Genomic DNA, 17,953 nt, shown 5'->3' with positions numbered 1-17,953 from the left:
GGCTCCATCTTCAGGTGAATAATCCATCACTCACTGATGTAAATGTCAGTGCTTAGATAGCGTAGTGTTCTATGAGTTCCCTTAATGAAGCCGTCAGGCTAGATAAATGGCTTTGGGCCGCCAGATTTTATAAAACCCGCTCCATCGCTCGTAACATGGTCGATGGCGGTAAAGTCCACTATAATGGCCAACGAAGCAAACCGAGTAAAATCGTTGAACTGGGCGCCGAAATTAAACTTCGTCAAGGTAATGAAGAGAAAACGGTGATCATCGAGAAAATCTCTGATCAGCGTAGAGGCGCACCAATCGCACAGACTCTGTATCGTGAAACTAATGAAAGTATAGCGAAACGTGAGGAACACGCGACACAACGTAAACTTAATGCCCACAACCCAAGTCCGGACCGCCGCCCTGATAAGAAGCAGCGCCGAGACATCATTAAGTTCAAACACCAGTAAAAAAGCCGGAATACCAACGAGGAAATCACTCCATGGCAAATAATGTTTTAAACCGCTACCTATTTGAAGACCTTTCAGTTCGTGGCGAGTTGGTACAATTGGATGAAGCGTACCAGCGTATTATATCCAGCAAGGAATATCCGGCAGCAGTACAAAAACTGTTGGGCGAGCTACTCGTATCAACCACACTTTTAACCGCAACGCTTAAGTTCGAAGGCTCAATCACAATTCAGCTACAAGGTGACGGTCCGGTTTCTCTTGCCGTCATCAATGGCGACCACAAACAGAGAATTCGTGGTGTTGCTCGCTGGGAAGGCGATATTGCCGATGACGCTAGCCTTCACGATATGATGGGTAAAGGTCACATGGTGATCACGATTGAACCGAAAGTCGGCGAGCGTTACCAGGGTGTGGTTGGCTTAGAAGGTGACAACCTGGCCGAAGTTCTGGAAGGCTACTTCGCAAACTCTGAGCAGCTAAAAACACGTCTTTGGATCCGCACGGGCGAATTCGAAGGTAAACCGCATGCTGCAGGTATGCTGATTCAGGTGATGCCTGACGGTACTGGCTCTCCTGATGATTTTGAACATCTAGAGCAACTGACGGATACCGTCAAAGACGAAGAGCTGTTCAGTTTAGAAGCCAACGAGCTACTTTACCGCCTCTACAACCAAGATAAAGTCCGCCTTTACGAACCACAACCAGTGTCATTCCAGTGCGGCTGTTCTCGTGAACGCAGCGGCGCAGCAATCATCACAGTTGAGAAAACCGAAATTTATGACATTTTGGCCGAGGTTGGATCCGTTTCTTTACATTGTGATTACTGCGGCACTACCTATACGTTTGATGAATCCGATATCGCTGAGCTCTACGCACAGGCTTCATCAGAGAATAAAACGCTGCATTAATTCTCATAGCTTACCAAGCACGTAATTTCCCCTACAAAAGGCCAGCTTAATGCTGGCTTTTTTGTGACCCACCCCCCGTAAACCCTAGCTTTTAACGTAATAAAATAACCGCTTAATTTTAAGTGATTAATAATCATTTTGCCCTAGCGTAAAGGTTTGCGCGCACGATAAACTATTCCAACCAATATGTGACGGGTTACCTAAAACCCCAGTAAAATCATGGATAAATTTTGAACTATATCCCTGTTTTCTCCCTGTCCCGTTGCTAGCATGGTGAGCAGACAAAAATTAAAACATTCTTACAAAATCCCTACAAAATCCTTATAAGGAGCACCTATGACCGTTATGGAACATACTAAGGCTGCAACACTTGATCTAACCAGACACGGACTGCACAACGTAAAAGAGGTTCTTCGTAACCCAAGCTACGAAGTGCTGTTTGAGGAAGAAACGCGTGAAGAACTAACCGGTTATGAACGCGGTGTGGTTACTGAATTGGGTGCCGTTGCCGTTGATACAGGCATCTTTACTGGTCGCTCACCAAAAGATAAATACATCGTGAAAGATGCAACGACAGAAGAAAACATGTGGTGGACTTCTGACGCAGTAAAAAATGACAACAAGCCAATCAACCAGGAAGTTTGGAACGAACTAAAAGATTTGGTGACAGAGCAACTCTCTGGCAAACGCCTGTTTGTGATTGACGGTTACTGTGGTGCAAACCCTGATACTCGCCTAAGCATTCGTGTTATCACAGAAGTGGCATGGCAAGCACACTTCGTGAAAAACATGTTTATTCGCCCTACAGAAGAAGAACTAGCAACGTTTGAACCCGATTTCGTGGTCATGAACGGCGCGAAATGCACTAACCCGAAATGGGAAGAACAAGGCCTTAACTCTGAAAACTTCACTGTGTTCAACTTGACTGAACGCATGCAGCTTATCGGCGGTACTTGGTACGGCGGCGAGATGAAGAAAGGTATGTTCGCGATGATGAACTACTTCCTTCCGCTGAAAGACATCGCCTCTATGCACTGTAGCGCGAACATGGGCGAAAAAGGCGATGTTGCCGTCTTCTTTGGTTTGTCTGGTACAGGTAAAACAACGCTTTCAACTGACCCTAAACGCGCTCTTATCGGTGACGATGAGCACGGCTGGGATGACGACGGCGTGTTCAACTTTGAAGGTGGCTGTTACGCGAAAACCATCAAACTATCGAAAGAAGCAGAACCAGATATCTACAACGCTATCCGTCGCGATGCGCTGCTAGAAAACGTAACGGTACGTAATGATGGCTCTATCGACTTTGATGATGGTTCTAAGACAGAGAACACTCGTGTTTCTTACCCGCTTTACCACATTGAAAACATCGTCAAGCCAGTATCGAAAGGCGGTCATGCGAATAAAGTGATCTTCCTTTCTGCTGACGCATTTGGTGTGCTCCCTCCAGTATCGAAACTAACTCCAGAGCAAACCAAGTACCACTTCCTATCTGGCTTTACTGCCAAACTGGCAGGTACAGAGCGTGGTATCACTGAACCAACGCCAACCTTCTCCGCATGTTTTGGCGCAGCGTTCCTAACCCTGCACCCAACTAAGTATGCAGAAGTACTGGTTAAGCGTATGGAAGCCGCTGGCGCAGAAGCTTATCTGGTCAACACGGGCTGGAACGGTAGCGGTAAACGTATCTCTATTCAGGATACGCGCGGCATCATTGATGCAATCCTAGACGGCTCAATTGAAGATGCGCCAACCAAGCAAATCCCAATCTTCAACCTTGAAGTGCCAACTTCGCTACCAGGTGTCGATCAAAGTATTCTTGATCCACGTGAAACTTACACTGATCCACTACAGTGGGAAAGCAAAGCGAAAGATCTGGCAGAACGCTTTATCAATAACTTTGATAAATACACAGACAACGCAGAAGGTAAATCTCTGGTTGCTGCTGGTCCACAGCTTGACTAATGTTGTGCCAAAACCCGGTCGAGAGTGACTTGGTTACCAAAATATTCTACAAGCCCCTCTTTTGAGGGGCTTTTTATTGAATCCCGCCTAAGATTGATACAAGCTAATGCAGACTTCCCTACTTTTACGCAGGTTCTGGCAAGGATGAAAACAGCGCTTCGAATTCTAATTCTGTTACTTGTATTATTGATTGCTATCCCAGCAACCGTTATTGCGCTGCTTACCACCTCCTATGCGAACCAGACCTGGGACCTGATTTCAGAACATCTGAACTTGCCGATTGAGGCAGAAAAGGTTTACTACGACTTTCCTTATCATCTTACTGCGCAAGGCATTCGTACTAAAAACGAACACATTTCTACCATCGAACAAATCGATGTGTGGCTGAACCCGGATGTACGTCGAGATGGTAAATGGATTGTTGATAGCTTGCTGATCAATGGTGTGAGTTTACAAAAAGGACTCCCTGACGTACCCAACCTGGAGTCTGTGCAGTTCCACCAAGTGGCAGTGAAAAATCTCGACTACGCCAACGACCAGTTAGTGATCAATGGGTTAAATGTTCAAGTTCAGTCACCACTCTGGCGTAACAGTCCGTATGTAATACCTTATGGTGAGATCCAGCTATCTGCGGCTCAAATATACTGGAACGGTGAAGCTATAGATAATGTCTTGCTTGATGTGGATTATCGCCCTGAAAACAGCACACTCTACGGCTCATCATTTAAATGGCGAGGCAGTCAGGTGTCTGGTCAGGGTGAGCAATATCCTCAAGGCTGGTCTTTAGTCAATGTTACCGTCGACAAACTAAAGATGAACAACACCCAGCTGCAATCGCTGCTTGCTAAACCATGGCAAGAAATACCATTTAAGATCAATCACATTAATAGCTTAGACTTGCTCAATGCGGATATTGAGTGGGGAGACTGGCATTGGCAAAACTTAGAACTTTCGCTGGAAGATGCCTCACTTCCTCTCTCACTTTGGCAAACAAAGGCGCAGCTTTCTCTGCAGGCCGATAGTGTCCGCTTTCAGGAACAAACCGCAATAGAACCCCGCTTAAATGCCGCAATGACACCCGATCAGATCGAGCTGAAAGAGCTCTACCTAGACTGGCAACAAGGTCGTGTTCAGGTTTCGGGTCAGTTCCAGCCAACGCGATGGCAGATAGAAACGGCCTCAATCCAGGGTCTAAAATGGACCATGCAGCCAGAAGAAAGCTCCGATTGGTGGCAAGCCGCAACTAATGAGCTAAAAGAAGTCGCGATAAACCAGCTCGATATTGAACACAGCCAAATCATACAAATATCACAGCAGCCCTATTGGCAGGTTTCAGGTCTGAACTTAGAAGGGCGTCACCTCGAAATCAAACGATTAGGGAAACGCTGGGCGATTTGGGATGGAGATCTGGACGTTAGTGTGGTCAATGCCAGTTACGATCAGGTGCTTGCCTCCCATGCTGCGCTTTCAACGCAGAGCGACGAGGGGCTTTGGCAATTGACTCGCCTGTTTGCGCCATTGGAGCAAGGCTATATCGAAGGTTACGGGCAAATTGATGTCAGTACCACCAGCCAGCCATGGACACTAAACTTAAATGCCGATGGCATCCCTTTACTGCTGTTCCACTCATATCTACCTGATGCATTAGCCATTGAAGGCTTTTCCGACCTCAACCTTGACCTCAAAGGCCTGGCAGGGGATCGTAATATGCTGGCGTACAGCCTAACCGGTGATGTCGAAGCCAACTTACGCGACACAACCTTACGCTCACAAGCTGACCAGTCACTGAAATCCATCATACTGTCCCCCATCCGTGTGCAAGCACAGCGTGGCGAAGTCGTTCTAAAGCCAATCACTATTTCAGGCAACGCAATCAAAGGGAAACTATCGGGCGCCTTCGATCTGGCCAACAACCCGATAAGCGGGATCGAGTATCAACTGCAAGAGCCATGCGGCTTCATTACTGGAGACCTTTTCAGCCATGAACCCGCAACGAATGAGTGCATCAAATCTAAAGAAAACCAAATCGTACAGCCGGATGATAACCCCGTAAAACCGGAATCAAAGCAAGAAGCTACCGAGCCTGCAGCCCCTATTGCAGAAATCAATCTGGAGCTGCAGGAAGAAGAGTTTGTTGAAGAAATAGTAGAAGAAGATGAGCCGACAGTAACGGATGTTGCCAGCGACGAAACGCTAGCAACTGAGTAGTTTTGAGTAATTAGGTATCAGCATATAGGTTCCGACAAAATCGACGGCCGGAGTGTCTCCACTATAAATCACTACATGAATGACAATACGCGCTTTACGGCCCGACTCCAGACGGTCTAAATCGCCACTAATGCCATCAAGCGAGGTACTGGCCACCGGGTTTTGTTCAACGGGCTGGCGATAACGAATTGAGCTATCCGCGAGAACAATATCACCATGCAGACCACGCTCTTTAAGCAGCAGCCAGGTCATTCCCCACCCTGTCAATGTCGCCAAGGTAAAAGCAGAGCCCGCAAACATCGTATTATGAGGGTTTAGGTTCGGGTTCAATTGTGCGCTGCATTCAAACTGATAGCCTGTGTACTGATTAATTTTAATCCCCATCTTGTCACTGATCGGGATCTGCTCTTCCCAACGCTTCTGGAGTTCAGTGCACCATTCAGGGCGTCGAAGAACATTGGCCATCGGGTCAAGAGGTTTCACCATTTGCTGGTGACGAACCGGGCCTCGCTCATCAGTCAACTCACCACGACGCTCAAAACCACTTTTCTCATAGAAGGCAATCGCATCTTCACGGGCATTACATACCAAGCGTTTCGCACCTTCCTGGCGCGCGAGTGATTCGAGTGCGACTAACACTAATGAACCCATGCCTTTACTACGACGATTACTTTTTACCGCCATATAGCGAATCTGGCCATCATTATCTGGCGTAATATACAAACGCCCAATCGCCATTGGCCTGCCACGACCATCCACAATCATGCGATGGTGGCTCATACCATCATATTCGTCGCGTTCCGACCCGATCGGCATTCGCCAAGGCTCACGCAACATCTGCCAGCGGAACTGATAATACTTGTTAAGCTGATTTTCGGTTTTTGGAGTAATGAGTTTGAACATATCATTCCTTTGAAAGAACTAAACAAATAAATGTCAGAGAAAATAACGCCAAGCCAATTCCATGTGCCTGGAGTTAAAGCTTAGACCATGAAGATTGTGTTACCAGATTAGACCTGTAACCAGAAAGTCACTGGGCCGTCATTAATTAATGACACTTTCATATCGGCAGCGAAACGGCCACGCTGGGTTGGCAGGACCTGTTCACATAGGTCAGAGAAGTAATCATACAGACGTTCAGCATCTGCTGGGTGTGCGCCACGCGAAAACCCGGCGCGTGTCCCTTTTTTGGTGTCGGCAGGCAAGGTAAATTGCGAAACCACTAACACCTTACCTTCCACCTGTTTGACGTTGAGGTTCATTTTTCCTTCTTCGTCTTCAAACACACGGTAGGTGGTGACACGCTCCATTAAACGCTTAGCCTTAGCTTCATCGTCGTCCTTCTCGACACCAAGCAGAACAAGCAGACCCTTATCGATTTCACCAACCACTTCACCGTCAACACGGACGGCGGCTTCACTGACTCGTTGAATTAGAGCTATCACTACGCTCGTTTCCTTTATTTGTTAACTGAGATTCCGCGACCGAGTGTATCATGTCTAGGTCTTCACTCCAGTGCTCTCGTTCACCCATCGCTGCCGTCACTTCCGCCCCTAACAGTACAATCATCCAGCACAAGTACACCCAAACAAACAGAATAGGAATCGCGGCCAGCGCACCATAGATAAGCTGGTACGACGGGAACTGAGTAATATACAAAGCGAAGCCTTTTTTACTCAGTTCAAATAATACCGCGGCCAGCGCGGCTCCCACAGCCCCATGGCTCAGGTATACTTTTTTGTTTGGCACTAAGATATACAGGCCTAAAAAAGCAAAGAAAGACAGTAATAAAGGTAACCAACGCAAAAACAGGTTAAACGCACCCGATAAGGTTTCGTGATCCAGGATCTGAAGTGATGTTACATAAGACGTGGCGGCAATACTGGCGCCGACCATAATTGGCCCGAGCGTTAATACCATCCAGTACATTGAGAAGGAAAAGACGAAGCGACGTTTGTCTTTTACTCGCCATATATAGTTGAGGTTTTTATCAATATTAGAGATCAGCATCAGTGCCGCGACAAATAAAAATCCACCGCCAACCGCACTCATTTTTCCGGTATTGGACACAAACTCTTGCAGAGCCGTATTTACCGCCTCTCCAGACGCGGGCACAAAATTCTCGATGAGATACCCTTGCAACACGTCACCAACATTCGCAAACACCGGAAATTTCGATAATATTGATAACAATACCGTTAGCATCGGCACGATGGACAGCAGGGTGATATAAGCAAGGTAGCCGGCGTTCACATTCATGCGATCGTGCGTCAAACGCTTAAGAAGATACTTAAAGAAAGCGACGCAACTTGGCAATAGATTGCTCAATCTCGCCTTGTAACTCTCTGATAACTGGTTCATAGTTCATCCCATAATTAGCGTCGAGGACATAAGAATGCCTTATTTATTAGCAATTGTACTATCAATTTTCACTTTAACAGGGTGTCAATCGGCTTATTACTCTGCAATGGAGCAAGTGGGATACCACAAACGCGACATCATGGTCGATCGTGTTGAAGATGCCAAAGAATCTCAACAAGACGCTCAGGAAGAGTTCACCAGTGCGCTTGAGGCCCTATCCGCTCTGACCAACTTTGATGGTGGTGAGCTGGAAAGTGTTTACAACAACATAAACGACAAATATGAAGACAGTGAGAAAGCGGCTCAAGATGTTCGCGATCGCATCGCTGCCATAGAAGATGTGTCTGATGCCCTGTTTGATGAATGGCAGGATGAGCTCGATCTGTACACCAGCGCAAAACTGCGTCGTTCAAGTGAACAGAAGCTGCGTGAAACCAAAGCATCCTATAAGACTATGCTTAGCGCCATGAAGCGTGCCGAGCAAAAGATGACACCAGTACTGAACACCTTGCGTGATAACACTTTGTATCTAAAGCATAACCTAAATGCGAGCGCGATTGGCTCGTTGCAAGGCGAATTCTCAAGTCTAGAGCAAGACATTCAATACGCGATCAAGCAGATGAATGCAGCGATAGCTGAATCAGACAAATTCCTCAATAAGCTGAATCAGAAATAACGGTTCGACACTTAACACCTCTTCCATCTTGGGGGGGGGTGTTAACGCTCTTCCTGACAGACTAAACTGGTCACTCCTTGAACAAACCTCAGCCTTTCTTCTACCGTTCCCCATGGTACCTCGATCACCTCATAACCGAGCTGGATGTAGGTGTCGACTAGAGTTTGATGGATATCTATCGCCTCTTCAAAGCTGTGAGGACGCACCTCATCTTGCACATAGATCGAGGCTTCAGGTCGACAAGTCAGCACCTGACTATGGTACCCAGTGCTTGCCGTCACAAACTCTGAGTCAACATCACAGCCGCCCACTCGCAGATAAGCAATAATGTCTGGAATGGCGCGATCGACAAACGCCACTTGATGATTCTGCGCCTGCTGTTTCTGCTCACTCATCAGCTGAAGACACAATCTGGCAAACTCAGGTAAGTGGTTCCAGGGCAAGATCCCCTCTTCCATCTGACTTTGTTGCTCTATTATGGTGCGTGAGCCTTCCGCAAAGGTCGCATAGCCCAGATCGCCTAAAGCGTTCAATAACGTCGTTTTGCCGGCCCCTGGCCCACCAGTAATCACTATTGGCTTCATTGCAGCTTTCCTTTCCCTTTAATACAAAAAGCCCCGGGCATAACCCGGGGCTTCCTAATTACTTGGCTCTGTTACAGCAAATTATTTCGCTGCACGAGAAGCGCGTTTACGATCGCTTTCCGTTAAGAACTTCTTACGAATACGGATGCTTTCAGGCGTTACTTCTACTAACTCGTCATCATCGATGAACTCAAGCGCTTGCTCTAGCGTCATGATGATTGGTGGAGTCAGAACCTGTGCGTCATCCGTACCAGAAGCACGAACGTTAGTGAGCTGCTTACCTTTCAGTGCGTTTACCGTCAGGTCGTTGTCACGGCTGTGAATACCGATAACCATACCTTCGTAAACCTCAACACCGTGACCAATGAATAGACGGCCACGTTCCTGAAGGTTGAACAGTGCGTTTGTTAGCGCTTTACCCATCGCGTTTGCGATTAGTACACCATTTACACGTTGACCAATGTTACCGCCTTTGTGTGGGCCGTAGTGATCAAACGTATGGTAAAGAAGGCCTGAACCAGAAGTCAGCGTCATGAATTCCGTTTGGAAGCCGATCAAACCACGAGATGGCATGACGAAGTCCATACGAACACGGCCTTTGCCATCTGGAGACATGTCTTTCAGCTCACCTTTACGTAGGCCGATGTTCTCCATGATTCCGCCTTGGTGCTCTTCCAGCACGTCGATAGTTACCGTCTCGAACGGTTCCATCAACTGACCATCTTCTTCTTTGATGATTACTTCTGGACGAGATACCGCAAGCTCGAAGCCTTCGCGACGCATGTTTTCGATCAGGATAGACAGGTGAAGTTCACCACGGCCTGATACGCGGAATTTGTCTGGATCGTCAGTTTGCTCTACGCGTAGTGCTACGTTGTGAACCAATTCTTTTTCTAAACGCTCAAGAATGTTACGCGAAGTGACGTATTTACCTTCTTTACCTGCGAATGGAGACGTGTTTACCTGGAACGTCATCGTTACTGTTGGTTCATCAACAGAAAGTGCAGGTAGCGCTTCTACCGCGTTTTGCGCACAGATAGTGTCAGAAATTTTTAGCTCGCCAAGACCAGTGATTGCAATGATATCACCCGCGTTAGCTTGATCTACATCGTGACGGTCTAGGCCTAGGTAACCCATTACGGTGCCCACTTTACCGTTGCGAGTCTTACCGTCCGCACCGATAACTGTCACTTGTTGGTTTGGCTTAACGCTACCACGAGTGACACGAGCAACGCCGATAACACCAACGTAAGAGCTGTAGTCTAGCTGAGAAACCTGCATTTGTAGTGGGCCGTCAAGGTCTACTTCTGGTGCAGCGACTTCTTCAACGATAGTTTCGAATAGCGGCTCCATGTTCTCGCCAGTTTCGCCTTCTTCTAAAGAAGCCCAACCGTTAAGTGCCGATGCGTAAACCACTTTAAAGTCTAGCTGTTCGTCAGTTGCACCCAGGTTGTCGAATAGATCGAACACTTGATCCATAACCCAGTCAGGACGAGCACCTGGACGGTCAATCTTGTTAATAACAACGATTGGCTTAAGACCATGAGCAAACGCTTTTTGCGTTACGAAACGAGTTTGCGGCATTGGGCCGTCAACTGCATCAACGATAAGTAGTACAGAATCTACCATCGACATGATACGTTCTACTTCACCACCGAAGTCCGCGTGTCCCGGAGTATCTACGATGTTGATACGGTAGTCGTTCCAGTTAATTGCTGTATTTTTAGCAAGAATGGTAATACCGCGCTCTTTTTCAATGTCGTTCGAGTCCATGACTCGCTCTTCAGCTTCACCGCGAGACTCAAGCGTGCCTGATTGTTGTAGCAGCTTGTCAACCAGCGTTGTTTTACCGTGGTCAACGTGCGCGATAATCGCGATATTTCTTAATTTATCAATCTGTGGAGTAGCCATGGATATTGATTCACTTAGATAGATGAAATGCCACCATGCTGAGAACGGGTGCTCTCTGGCGACATTTGCTGATTAAAAAAACGGCCATAATGTACCAGATTTTAGCAAAAAGCCTAGAAATATGTGATCTACTCCTGAGCATTTCTGCGATTTATACGCTTAATGCACGCTTTCATGTTCTGAGCGATGTCATAGAGTGAACTTTATTTGCTTTTACGTTCAATACAAATTGACTATTGCTTAAAAAGTGGGCTGAATAAGCGATGTGGCTGTCACATCGTGGTGCAAGAAAAATAATTTGCACCACCAAAGTGCAGCAAAGGATCATATTGGTGCAATCACTTGCACCAAACTAGCATCCAAAAACACAATCCATTGAAATTAATGGAATATTTTTTTTGGCACGGTTCTAGCTTTAGAAAAAACAGCATCGGTTAATGAAAGTTTGGTTTGATTAATCAATGCCGAATTGAATATTTACAGAATAGTTCCTAAATCGAGCTTTTACCGCTTATTTAACACTGGAGGTTATCCAAGATGTCAGTAGAAAACGTTTTATCGCTGATCCAAGAAAACGAAGTTAAGTTTGTTGACCTACGCTTCACAGATACAAAAGGTAAAGAGCAGCACATTTCGATTCCTGCTCACCAAATCGACGCAGACTTCTTCGAAGAAGGTAAAATGTTCGATGGTTCATCAGTTGCTGGCTGGAAAGGTATCAACGAATCAGACATGGTAATGATGCCGGACGCATCTTCAGCTGTGCTTGACCCTTTCACTGAAGACGCAACACTAAACATCCGTTGTGACATTCTAGAACCTGCGACAATGCAAGGTTACGATCGTGACCCACGTTCAATCGCAAAACGCGCAGAAGACTTCATGCGTTCAACTGGTGTTGCAGATACTGTACTTATCGGTCCTGAGCCAGAGTTCTTCCTGTTTGACGACGTTAAATTCGCAACTGACATGTCAGGTTCTTTCTTCAAGATCGATGACGTAGAAGCGGCATGGAACACAGGTTCTGATTACGAAGAAGGTAACAAAGGTCACCGTCCTGGCGTTAAAGGCGGTTACTTCCCAGTAGCTCCAGTTGACTCATCTCAAGACATCCGTTCTGCTATGTGTCTAATCATGGAAGAAATGGGTCTAGTTGTTGAAGCGCACCACCACGAAGTTGCAACTGCGGGTCAGAACGAAATCGCGACTCGTTTCAACACGCTAACAACTAAAGCTGACGAAATCCAAATCTACAAGTACGTTGTTCACAACGTTGCTCACGCATTTGGTAAAACAGCGACATTCATGCCTAAGCCACTAGTTGGCGACAACGGTTCTGGTATGCACGTTCACCAATCTCTAGCAAAAGACGGCGTTAACCTATTCGCAGGTGACAAGTACGGCGGCCTATCTGAAATGGCACTTTACTACATCGGCGGTATCATCAAGCACGCTCGCGCAATCAACGCATTTGCTAACCCATCAACTAACTCGTACAAGCGTCTTGTACCAGGCTTCGAAGCACCAGTTATGCTAGCTTACTCAGCTCGTAACCGTTCTGCTTCTATCCGTATCCCAGTGGTACCAAGCCCTAAAGCACGTCGTATCGAAGTTCGTTTCGGTGACCCAGCAGCAAACCCATACCTATGTTTCGCAGCAATGCTAATGGCTGGTCTTGACGGTATCAAGAACAAGATCCACCCAGGCGAAGCAATGGATAAAGACCTTTACGACCTACCAGCTGAAGAAGCAGCAGAAATCCCAACTGTTGCATACTCACTGAAAGATGCACTAGCAGAACTAGATGCTGACCGTGAGTTCCTAACTGCAGGCGGCGTATTCTCTGATGACTTTATCGATTCTTACATCGACCTTAAAGCTCAGGACGTTGAAAAAGTAAACATGACAACTCACCCAGTTGAGTTCGAACTTTACTACTCTGTATAAGGTTTAGACTGTGTAAAATGTAAACACAGTAGCAAATTATCAGGCTCGCCTCGCAGGCGGGCCTTTTTTGTATTCGTCAGGCAATCACCGCCGTTTAACATGGGAGAATAATTAAAAACGCTCAGACTCTTCTTATTTGTACCAAGAGGCTAAGCAATCTAAAACGTGAAAATATCGGTCAAGAGAAGGTGAGCCATGAAAGTTCAGCTTATTGCATTGCTGTGCGCTCTCAGTAGCGTAGCGATTATCCCCGTTGTATCTGCACAAGTCGCGTATACCTGGGTTGATAAAAATGGTGTGATTCACTTCAGTGACACGCCTAGTCAGGGTGCAAAGGCCATTGTTCTGCCCAATTTGGAAGCCTCAGCTCCAGCTCCTGAAGTCGAAAGTACCGAGTCGCTTGCACCACAAATGAATCAGAAGACAGAAGAAACAGAGACAACGCCCCAAACTCAACCAGCACAACCCCAACCTTTACAGCTGACTATGCTCAGTCCCCAACATGATGAAACGCTGCGCAGCAATCGAGGGCGGATTAGTATTCAACTCGAAGCCAACCGTAAGCTCGGGATCGGAGAACAGTTACAACTTCTCCTTGATGGAAAGCCTTACGGGGCACCGCAAACACGCCTGAATTGGCAGTTAAGTGATATTGACCGAGGGACTCACACTCTTTCAGTTCATGCCAAGCGAAGCGGCAAGCTTATTGCATCATCTAGCCCTATAACGGTGCATTTACATAGAGCTAGTATCAAGCCGACCGCAAACGGGGCAAATTAGAATTTTTAGTGAAAAAATAGCATCACAATGAAGCTTTTCACTTTTTCTTGTTAGTTTTATTGGCCATACTCAATGTTCTATTGCACCATTATTGTGCGTCGCACGATCTTAACGCAAACAAGGACATAATGTGGATACCAATCTTCCTAGTGCCATTCTCAACAATATGGTTACAGCAACGCTGATTCTCGATGATGGTTTGGCAATCCGTTATGCCAACCCAGCAGCAGAACTGTTGTTTTCACAAAGTGCTAAACGCATTGTCGAGCAGTCATTGTCTCAACTTATCCAACATGCATCGATGGATTTGGCACTGCTCACTCAACCACTGCAAAGTGGTCAAAGCATCACCGATAGCGATGTCACTTTCATTGTCGATGGAAAGCCCTTGATGCTGGAAGTGACGGTAAGTCCAATAACCTGGGCAAAGCAGTTGATGCTGTTGGTTGAAATGAGAAAGATTGACCAGCAACGCCGACTGACGCAAGAGCTAAACCAACACGCACAGCAGCAAGCCGCGAAACTGTTGGTGCGTGGTCTGGCACATGAAATTAAAAATCCATTAGGTGGGCTGCGGGGGGCAGCACAGCTACTGGAAAAAATGTTACCAGAGCCATCATTAACGGAATATACCCATATCATTATCGAGCAAGCCGATCGCTTGAGAGCCTTGGTCGATCGCTTACTTGGCCCGCAAAAGCCAGGTAAAAAAACCCAAGAAAACCTCCATCAGGTTCTGGAAAAAGTACGCCAACTGGTCGAGCTGGAGTCTCAACACTCTATCACCATTGAGCGTGATTATGACCCAAGCCTGCCAGAGATTTTGATGGATGCGGACCAAATAGAACAAGCCATGCTGAACATCGTCAGCAATGCGGCACAAATTCTGGCGGCTCAAGAACACGGTAAAATTACCATTCGCACCAGAACAGTGCACCAAGCCAATATTCATGGTAAGCGCTGTAAATTAGCCGCGCGTATAGAGATCACCGATAACGGACCGGGCATTCCACCTGAATTACAAGACACCCTGTTTTACCCAATGGTCAGTGGCCGAGAAGGCGGTACCGGACTCGGGCTGTCTATTTCACAGAACCTGATCGACCAGCACAACGGAAAAATCGATGTTGAGAGCTGGCCTGGCCACACCAATTTCACAATTTATTTGCCGATCTGACCAAACTTAGCGTTTAGCTATGGGTCAGTTTTACGGTTTTGCTGCAAGGACTAGTAGATGAGTAAAGGATATGTTTGGGTCGTTGATGACGACAGTTCAATTCGCTGGGTAATGGAAAAAACCCTGTCTTCAGCCAATATAAAATGCGAAACCTACGCTGATGGAGAAAGCGTATTAATGGCATTAGAGCGTGAAGTCCCTGACGTTCTGGTTTCAGATATACGCATGCCGGGCATCGATGGTCTCGAGCTGCTGAAACAAGTGCAGCGTGATTATCCGGACTTGCCAGTCATCATTATGACAGCTCACTCCGATTTGGACGCAGCCGTAAACGCGTACCAAAAAGGCGCGTTTGAATACCTGCCAAAACCGTTTGATATCGATGAAACCCTGACTTTGGTCGAGCGCGCTATTGCTCACAGTCATGAAAATAAACGTGTGCAGTTGTCACCAGAAGACATCCCTGCCGAAACACCAGAAATCATCGGTGAAGCACCAGCGATGCAGGAAGTGTTTCGCGCGATTGGCCGTCTTTCCCGCTCTTCAATTTCAGTATTAATCAATGGTGAATCAGGCACAGGTAAAGAACTGGTCGCCCACGCACTGCATCGCCATAGCCCTCGTGCTAACAAACCTTTTATCGCACTGAACATGGCCGCGATTCCAAAAGATCTGATTGAGTCTGAACTGTTTGGCCATGAAAAAGGCGCGTTTACTGGCGCGAACAATGTTCGCCAAGGCCGGTTCGAACAAGCCAATGGCGGTACGCTATTTCTGGATGAAATCGGTGATATGCCATTGGATATTCAGACGCGATTATTGCGTGTGCTGGCTGATGGCCAATTTTACCGCGTCGGTGGTCATTCACCAATCAGTGTCGATGTACGTATCGTGGCCGCGACTCACCAGAACCTGGAAAGATTGGTTCATGAAGGTGATTTTCGTGAGGATTTGTTCCACCGTCTGAACGTCATACGCGTACAAATCCCGGCGCTGCGTGAACGTAAGCAGGATATCGAAAAGCTAACTCAGCACTTCTTATTGCGCGCCGCAGACGAGCTTGGCGTAGAAACCAAAACACTGCACCCTTCTACGGTAGAAATTCTTAACCGATTGGACTGGCCGGGCAACGTCCGTCAGCTAGAGAACATTTGCCGTTGGTTAACGGTGATGGCCAGCGGTAGCGAAGTTTTACCCAACGACTTACCTTCAGAACTGCTGCAAGAGAAGAAAACCGTTTCAGGCTCTACACAAGGCAGCTGGCAAGAACAACTGGCGGACTGGGCACGACAATCATTAGCAGCAGGAGATAAAGAACTGCTTGCTTACGCATTACCAGAATTTGAACGTATTTTGTTGGAAGCCGCGTTAGAACACACGAAAGGCCACAAACAAGATGCGGCAAAAGTCTTAGGTTGGGGGCGTAATACTCTGACTAGAAAATTAAAAGAATTATACTGAGAGTGAGGGTAATAAAGCGGCATGCTTAGACCCGGTTCTATGTATGTTATGCCTACGTAAGTTCAGCTACTCAACGAGATGACGGCCCATCTGGCGTCATCTCTGGCCCGAGCTCCCTCCTTTACCAAACCCAGTATTGCCGCAATGCGGCTATCTCGCCCACTCTTTTATCCATATCAACAGAATCAGGAATATCGATCTCAGTGCTCACGCTCGATAAGTGATCATCCGTGACTGGCTATCATTAATGTCACTCCATGCAATAGGACGAACCCTCAACACATTTAGTTAACATGAAGTAGAAAACAACGATAATCGCTGATTTCCTGGTCACGCTCTACTGACAATCGACCAAACTGTTCATTATACTTAATTGCAAATCTTCCCCATGTATTGTCACAGATGATGTTTGGGCCTTGTTCCAGTTCATAACTATCCGGATCGACATAATGATAACTAAGCACCTTCCTCTCACCGATTTGCACCGCCACCTAGACGGCAACATCCGTACCCAGACCATCCTAGATCTTGGCCAAAAATTTGGCATGGCACTGCCTGCGTACGACGTTGAATCTCTAACACCACACGTTCAGATTGTCGAAGCGGAGCCCTCTCTTGTTGCTTTCCTTTCTAAACTGGACTGGGGCGTAGCAGTACTGGGTGATCTGGATGCATGTCGTCGCGTCGCCTACGAGAACGTTGAGGATGCGCTAAACGCTCAAATAGATTACGCAGAATTACGTTTTTCGCCTTACTACATGGCAATGAAACACAATCTGCCAGTAGCCGGTGTTGTCGAAGCGGTTGTCGATGGTGTGCAAGCGGGGATGCGTGATTTCGGCGTAAAAGCCAATTTGATTGGTATCATGAGCCGTACATTCGGTATCGATGCGTGCCAACAAGAGCTGGACGGCATTCTTAGTCAGAAAGATCACATTGTGGCGGTTGACCTTGCCGGTGACGAGCTGGGACAGCCTGGTGATCGTTTCGTTTCTCACTTTAAACAAGTACGAGATGCGGGTCTTCACGTCACAGTACACGCTGGTGAAGCCGCTGGTGCAGAAAGCATGTGGCAAGCGATCAACCAGTTAGGGGCAACGCGAATTGGCCATGGTGTTAAAGCGGTGGAAGATCCAAAGTTGATGGACTACCTAGCGGAGCACCGTATCGGTATTGAGTCTTGTCTGACATCGAATATTCAGACCAGCACCGTTGCTTCTCTTGCGAATCACCCGCTAAAACAGTTCCTTGAACATGGTGTTCTTGCATGTCTAAACACTGATGATCCAGCGGTTGAAGGTATTGAACTGCCTTACGAATACGAAGTCGCGGCACCAGCTGCAGGTTTAAGCCAAGAACAGATTCGCCAAGCGCAAATCAATGGCCTCGAATTAGCATTCCTGTCAGACGCCGAAAAAGCAGAGCTGACAGAAAAAGTACAAGATCGCGTATAATCGCAGCAATTAGACACAAAAATGCCAGCATTTGCTGGCATTTTTTGAATCCGGAATATCTCG

At 46.9% G+C, this 17,953-nt stretch carries 15 protein-coding genes; 10 read left to right on the top strand and 5 right to left on the bottom strand.

Features of this window, described 5'->3' with window-relative positions:
* Window positions 1-71: 71 nt before the first annotated feature.
* The 4 genes from hslR to RXX31_RS18220 all read left to right on the top strand — a co-directional run bounded on the left by hslR (window position 72) and on the right by RXX31_RS18220 (window position 5,539).
* Window positions 72-458 carry a ribosome-associated heat shock protein Hsp15 gene (gene hslR, locus RXX31_RS18235; RefSeq protein ID WP_317591120.1) on the top strand — a complete coding sequence of 129 codons (387 nt, stop codon included), beginning with the start codon at window positions 72-74 and terminating at the stop codon, window positions 456-458.
* 32 nt (window positions 459-490) lie between these two features.
* Window positions 491-1,366, top strand: a complete 876-nt coding sequence (gene hslO / locus RXX31_RS18230) for an Hsp33 family molecular chaperone HslO (protein WP_317591119.1) — start codon at window positions 491-493, stop codon at window positions 1,364-1,366.
* A 336-nt stretch (window positions 1,367-1,702) separates the two neighbouring features.
* A complete protein-coding gene (gene pckA, locus RXX31_RS18225; protein ID WP_317591117.1) occupies window positions 1,703-3,331 on the top strand; it encodes a phosphoenolpyruvate carboxykinase (ATP) in 1,629 nt (542 codons plus the stop codon).
* Between the two features lie 144 nt (window positions 3,332-3,475).
* Complete coding sequence (locus tag RXX31_RS18220; protein ID WP_317591115.1) at window positions 3,476-5,539, top strand: AsmA family protein; 2,064 nt, start codon at window positions 3,476-3,478, stop codon at window positions 5,537-5,539.
* On the opposite strand, the gene RXX31_RS18215 is transcribed toward RXX31_RS18220, so the two are convergent.
* From RXX31_RS18215 to RXX31_RS18205, 3 genes are all read right to left on the bottom strand, one after another.
* Entirely contained in the window at window positions 5,525-6,442 is a 918-nt protein-coding gene (locus RXX31_RS18215) for a bifunctional GNAT family N-acetyltransferase/hotdog fold thioesterase (protein WP_317591114.1), read from the bottom strand. The genes RXX31_RS18220 and RXX31_RS18215 overlap by 15 nt on opposite strands.
* Before the next feature lie 107 nt (window positions 6,443-6,549).
* Entirely contained in the window at window positions 6,550-6,984 is a 435-nt protein-coding gene (dtd, locus tag RXX31_RS18210) for a D-aminoacyl-tRNA deacylase (protein WP_317591112.1), read from the bottom strand.
* Window positions 6,956-7,900, bottom strand: a complete 945-nt coding sequence (locus RXX31_RS18205; RefSeq protein WP_317591110.1) for a virulence factor BrkB family protein — start codon at window positions 7,898-7,900, stop codon at window positions 6,956-6,958. The genes dtd and RXX31_RS18205 overlap by 29 nt, the downstream gene beginning before the upstream one ends.
* A gap of 34 nt (window positions 7,901-7,934) precedes the next feature.
* On the opposite strand from RXX31_RS18205, the gene RXX31_RS18200 reads away from it, so the two are divergent.
* Window positions 7,935-8,576 (top strand): DUF2959 domain-containing protein, encoded by a 642-nt coding sequence (locus RXX31_RS18200; RefSeq protein WP_317591109.1) that lies wholly within the window; start codon window positions 7,935-7,937, stop codon window positions 8,574-8,576.
* Window positions 8,577-8,617: 41 nt separating this feature from the next.
* Here the strand turns inward: RXX31_RS18200 and RXX31_RS18195 are convergent, their stop codons facing one another.
* Both RXX31_RS18195 and typA read right to left on the bottom strand, forming a co-directional pair.
* A complete protein-coding gene (locus tag RXX31_RS18195; RefSeq protein ID WP_317591107.1) occupies window positions 8,618-9,160 on the bottom strand; it encodes an AAA family ATPase in 543 nt (180 codons plus the stop codon).
* An 81-nt stretch (window positions 9,161-9,241) separates the two neighbouring features.
* On the bottom strand, window positions 9,242-11,071 hold the full coding sequence (gene typA, locus RXX31_RS18190) for a translational GTPase TypA (protein ID WP_317591106.1): 1,830 nt from the start codon (window positions 11,069-11,071) through the stop codon (window positions 9,242-9,244).
* Window positions 11,072-11,608: 537 nt separating this feature from the next.
* Here typA and glnA point away from each other — a divergent pair.
* From glnA to add, 5 genes are all read left to right on the top strand, one after another.
* The gene (gene glnA / locus RXX31_RS18185) at window positions 11,609-13,018 is read left to right on the top strand and encodes a glutamate--ammonia ligase (RefSeq protein WP_317591105.1); all 1,410 of its coding nucleotides are present in this window, start codon (window positions 11,609-11,611) and stop codon (window positions 13,016-13,018) included.
* Between the two features lie 195 nt (window positions 13,019-13,213).
* Entirely contained in the window at window positions 13,214-13,798 is a 585-nt protein-coding gene (locus RXX31_RS18180; protein ID WP_317591104.1) for a DUF4124 domain-containing protein, read from the top strand.
* 130 nt (window positions 13,799-13,928) lie between these two features.
* Window positions 13,929-14,975, top strand: coding sequence for a nitrogen regulation protein NR(II) (gene glnL / locus RXX31_RS18175; RefSeq protein ID WP_317591103.1), 1,047 nt, complete (start codon window positions 13,929-13,931; stop codon window positions 14,973-14,975).
* 57 nt (window positions 14,976-15,032) lie between these two features.
* The gene (gene glnG, locus RXX31_RS18170; RefSeq protein WP_317591101.1) at window positions 15,033-16,436 is read left to right on the top strand and encodes a nitrogen regulation protein NR(I); all 1,404 of its coding nucleotides are present in this window, start codon (window positions 15,033-15,035) and stop codon (window positions 16,434-16,436) included.
* A 449-nt stretch (window positions 16,437-16,885) separates the two neighbouring features.
* The gene (gene add / locus RXX31_RS18165; protein ID WP_317591100.1) at window positions 16,886-17,890 is read left to right on the top strand and encodes an adenosine deaminase; all 1,005 of its coding nucleotides are present in this window, start codon (window positions 16,886-16,888) and stop codon (window positions 17,888-17,890) included.
* Window positions 17,891-17,953: the final 63 nt, after the last annotated feature.

It is taken from the genome of Vibrio sp. EA2, assembly GCF_033042495.1.
Lineage (GTDB): Bacteria > Pseudomonadota > Gammaproteobacteria > Enterobacterales > Vibrionaceae > Vibrio.
This window is presented reverse-complemented; position numbering and strand designations above follow the sequence as displayed.

Coding starts and splice junctions, on each gene's coding strand:
- hslR (WP_317591120.1), top strand. CDS start 72: ATGAGTTCCCTTAATGAAGCCGTCAGGCTAGATAAATGGCTTTGGGCC.
- hslO (WP_317591119.1), top strand. CDS start 491: ATGGCAAATAATGTTTTAAACCGCTACCTATTTGAAGACCTTTCAGTT.
- pckA (WP_317591117.1), top strand. CDS start 1,703: ATGACCGTTATGGAACATACTAAGGCTGCAACACTTGATCTAACCAGA.
- RXX31_RS18220 (WP_317591115.1), top strand. CDS start 3,476: ATGAAAACAGCGCTTCGAATTCTAATTCTGTTACTTGTATTATTGATT.
- RXX31_RS18215 (WP_317591114.1), bottom strand. CDS start 6,442: ATGTTCAAACTCATTACTCCAAAAACCGAAAATCAGCTTAACAAGTAT.
- RXX31_RS18205 (WP_317591110.1), bottom strand. CDS start 7,900: ATGAACCAGTTATCAGAGAGTTACAAGGCGAGATTGAGCAATCTATTG.
- RXX31_RS18200 (WP_317591109.1), top strand. CDS start 7,935: ATGCCTTATTTATTAGCAATTGTACTATCAATTTTCACTTTAACAGGG.
- RXX31_RS18195 (WP_317591107.1), bottom strand. CDS start 9,160: ATGAAGCCAATAGTGATTACTGGTGGGCCAGGGGCCGGCAAAACGACG.
- typA (WP_317591106.1), bottom strand. CDS start 11,071: ATGGCTACTCCACAGATTGATAAATTAAGAAATATCGCGATTATCGCG.
- glnA (WP_317591105.1), top strand. CDS start 11,609: ATGTCAGTAGAAAACGTTTTATCGCTGATCCAAGAAAACGAAGTTAAG.
- RXX31_RS18180 (WP_317591104.1), top strand. CDS start 13,214: ATGAAAGTTCAGCTTATTGCATTGCTGTGCGCTCTCAGTAGCGTAGCG.
- glnG (WP_317591101.1), top strand. CDS start 15,033: ATGAGTAAAGGATATGTTTGGGTCGTTGATGACGACAGTTCAATTCGC.
- add (WP_317591100.1), top strand. CDS start 16,886: ATGATAACTAAGCACCTTCCTCTCACCGATTTGCACCGCCACCTAGAC.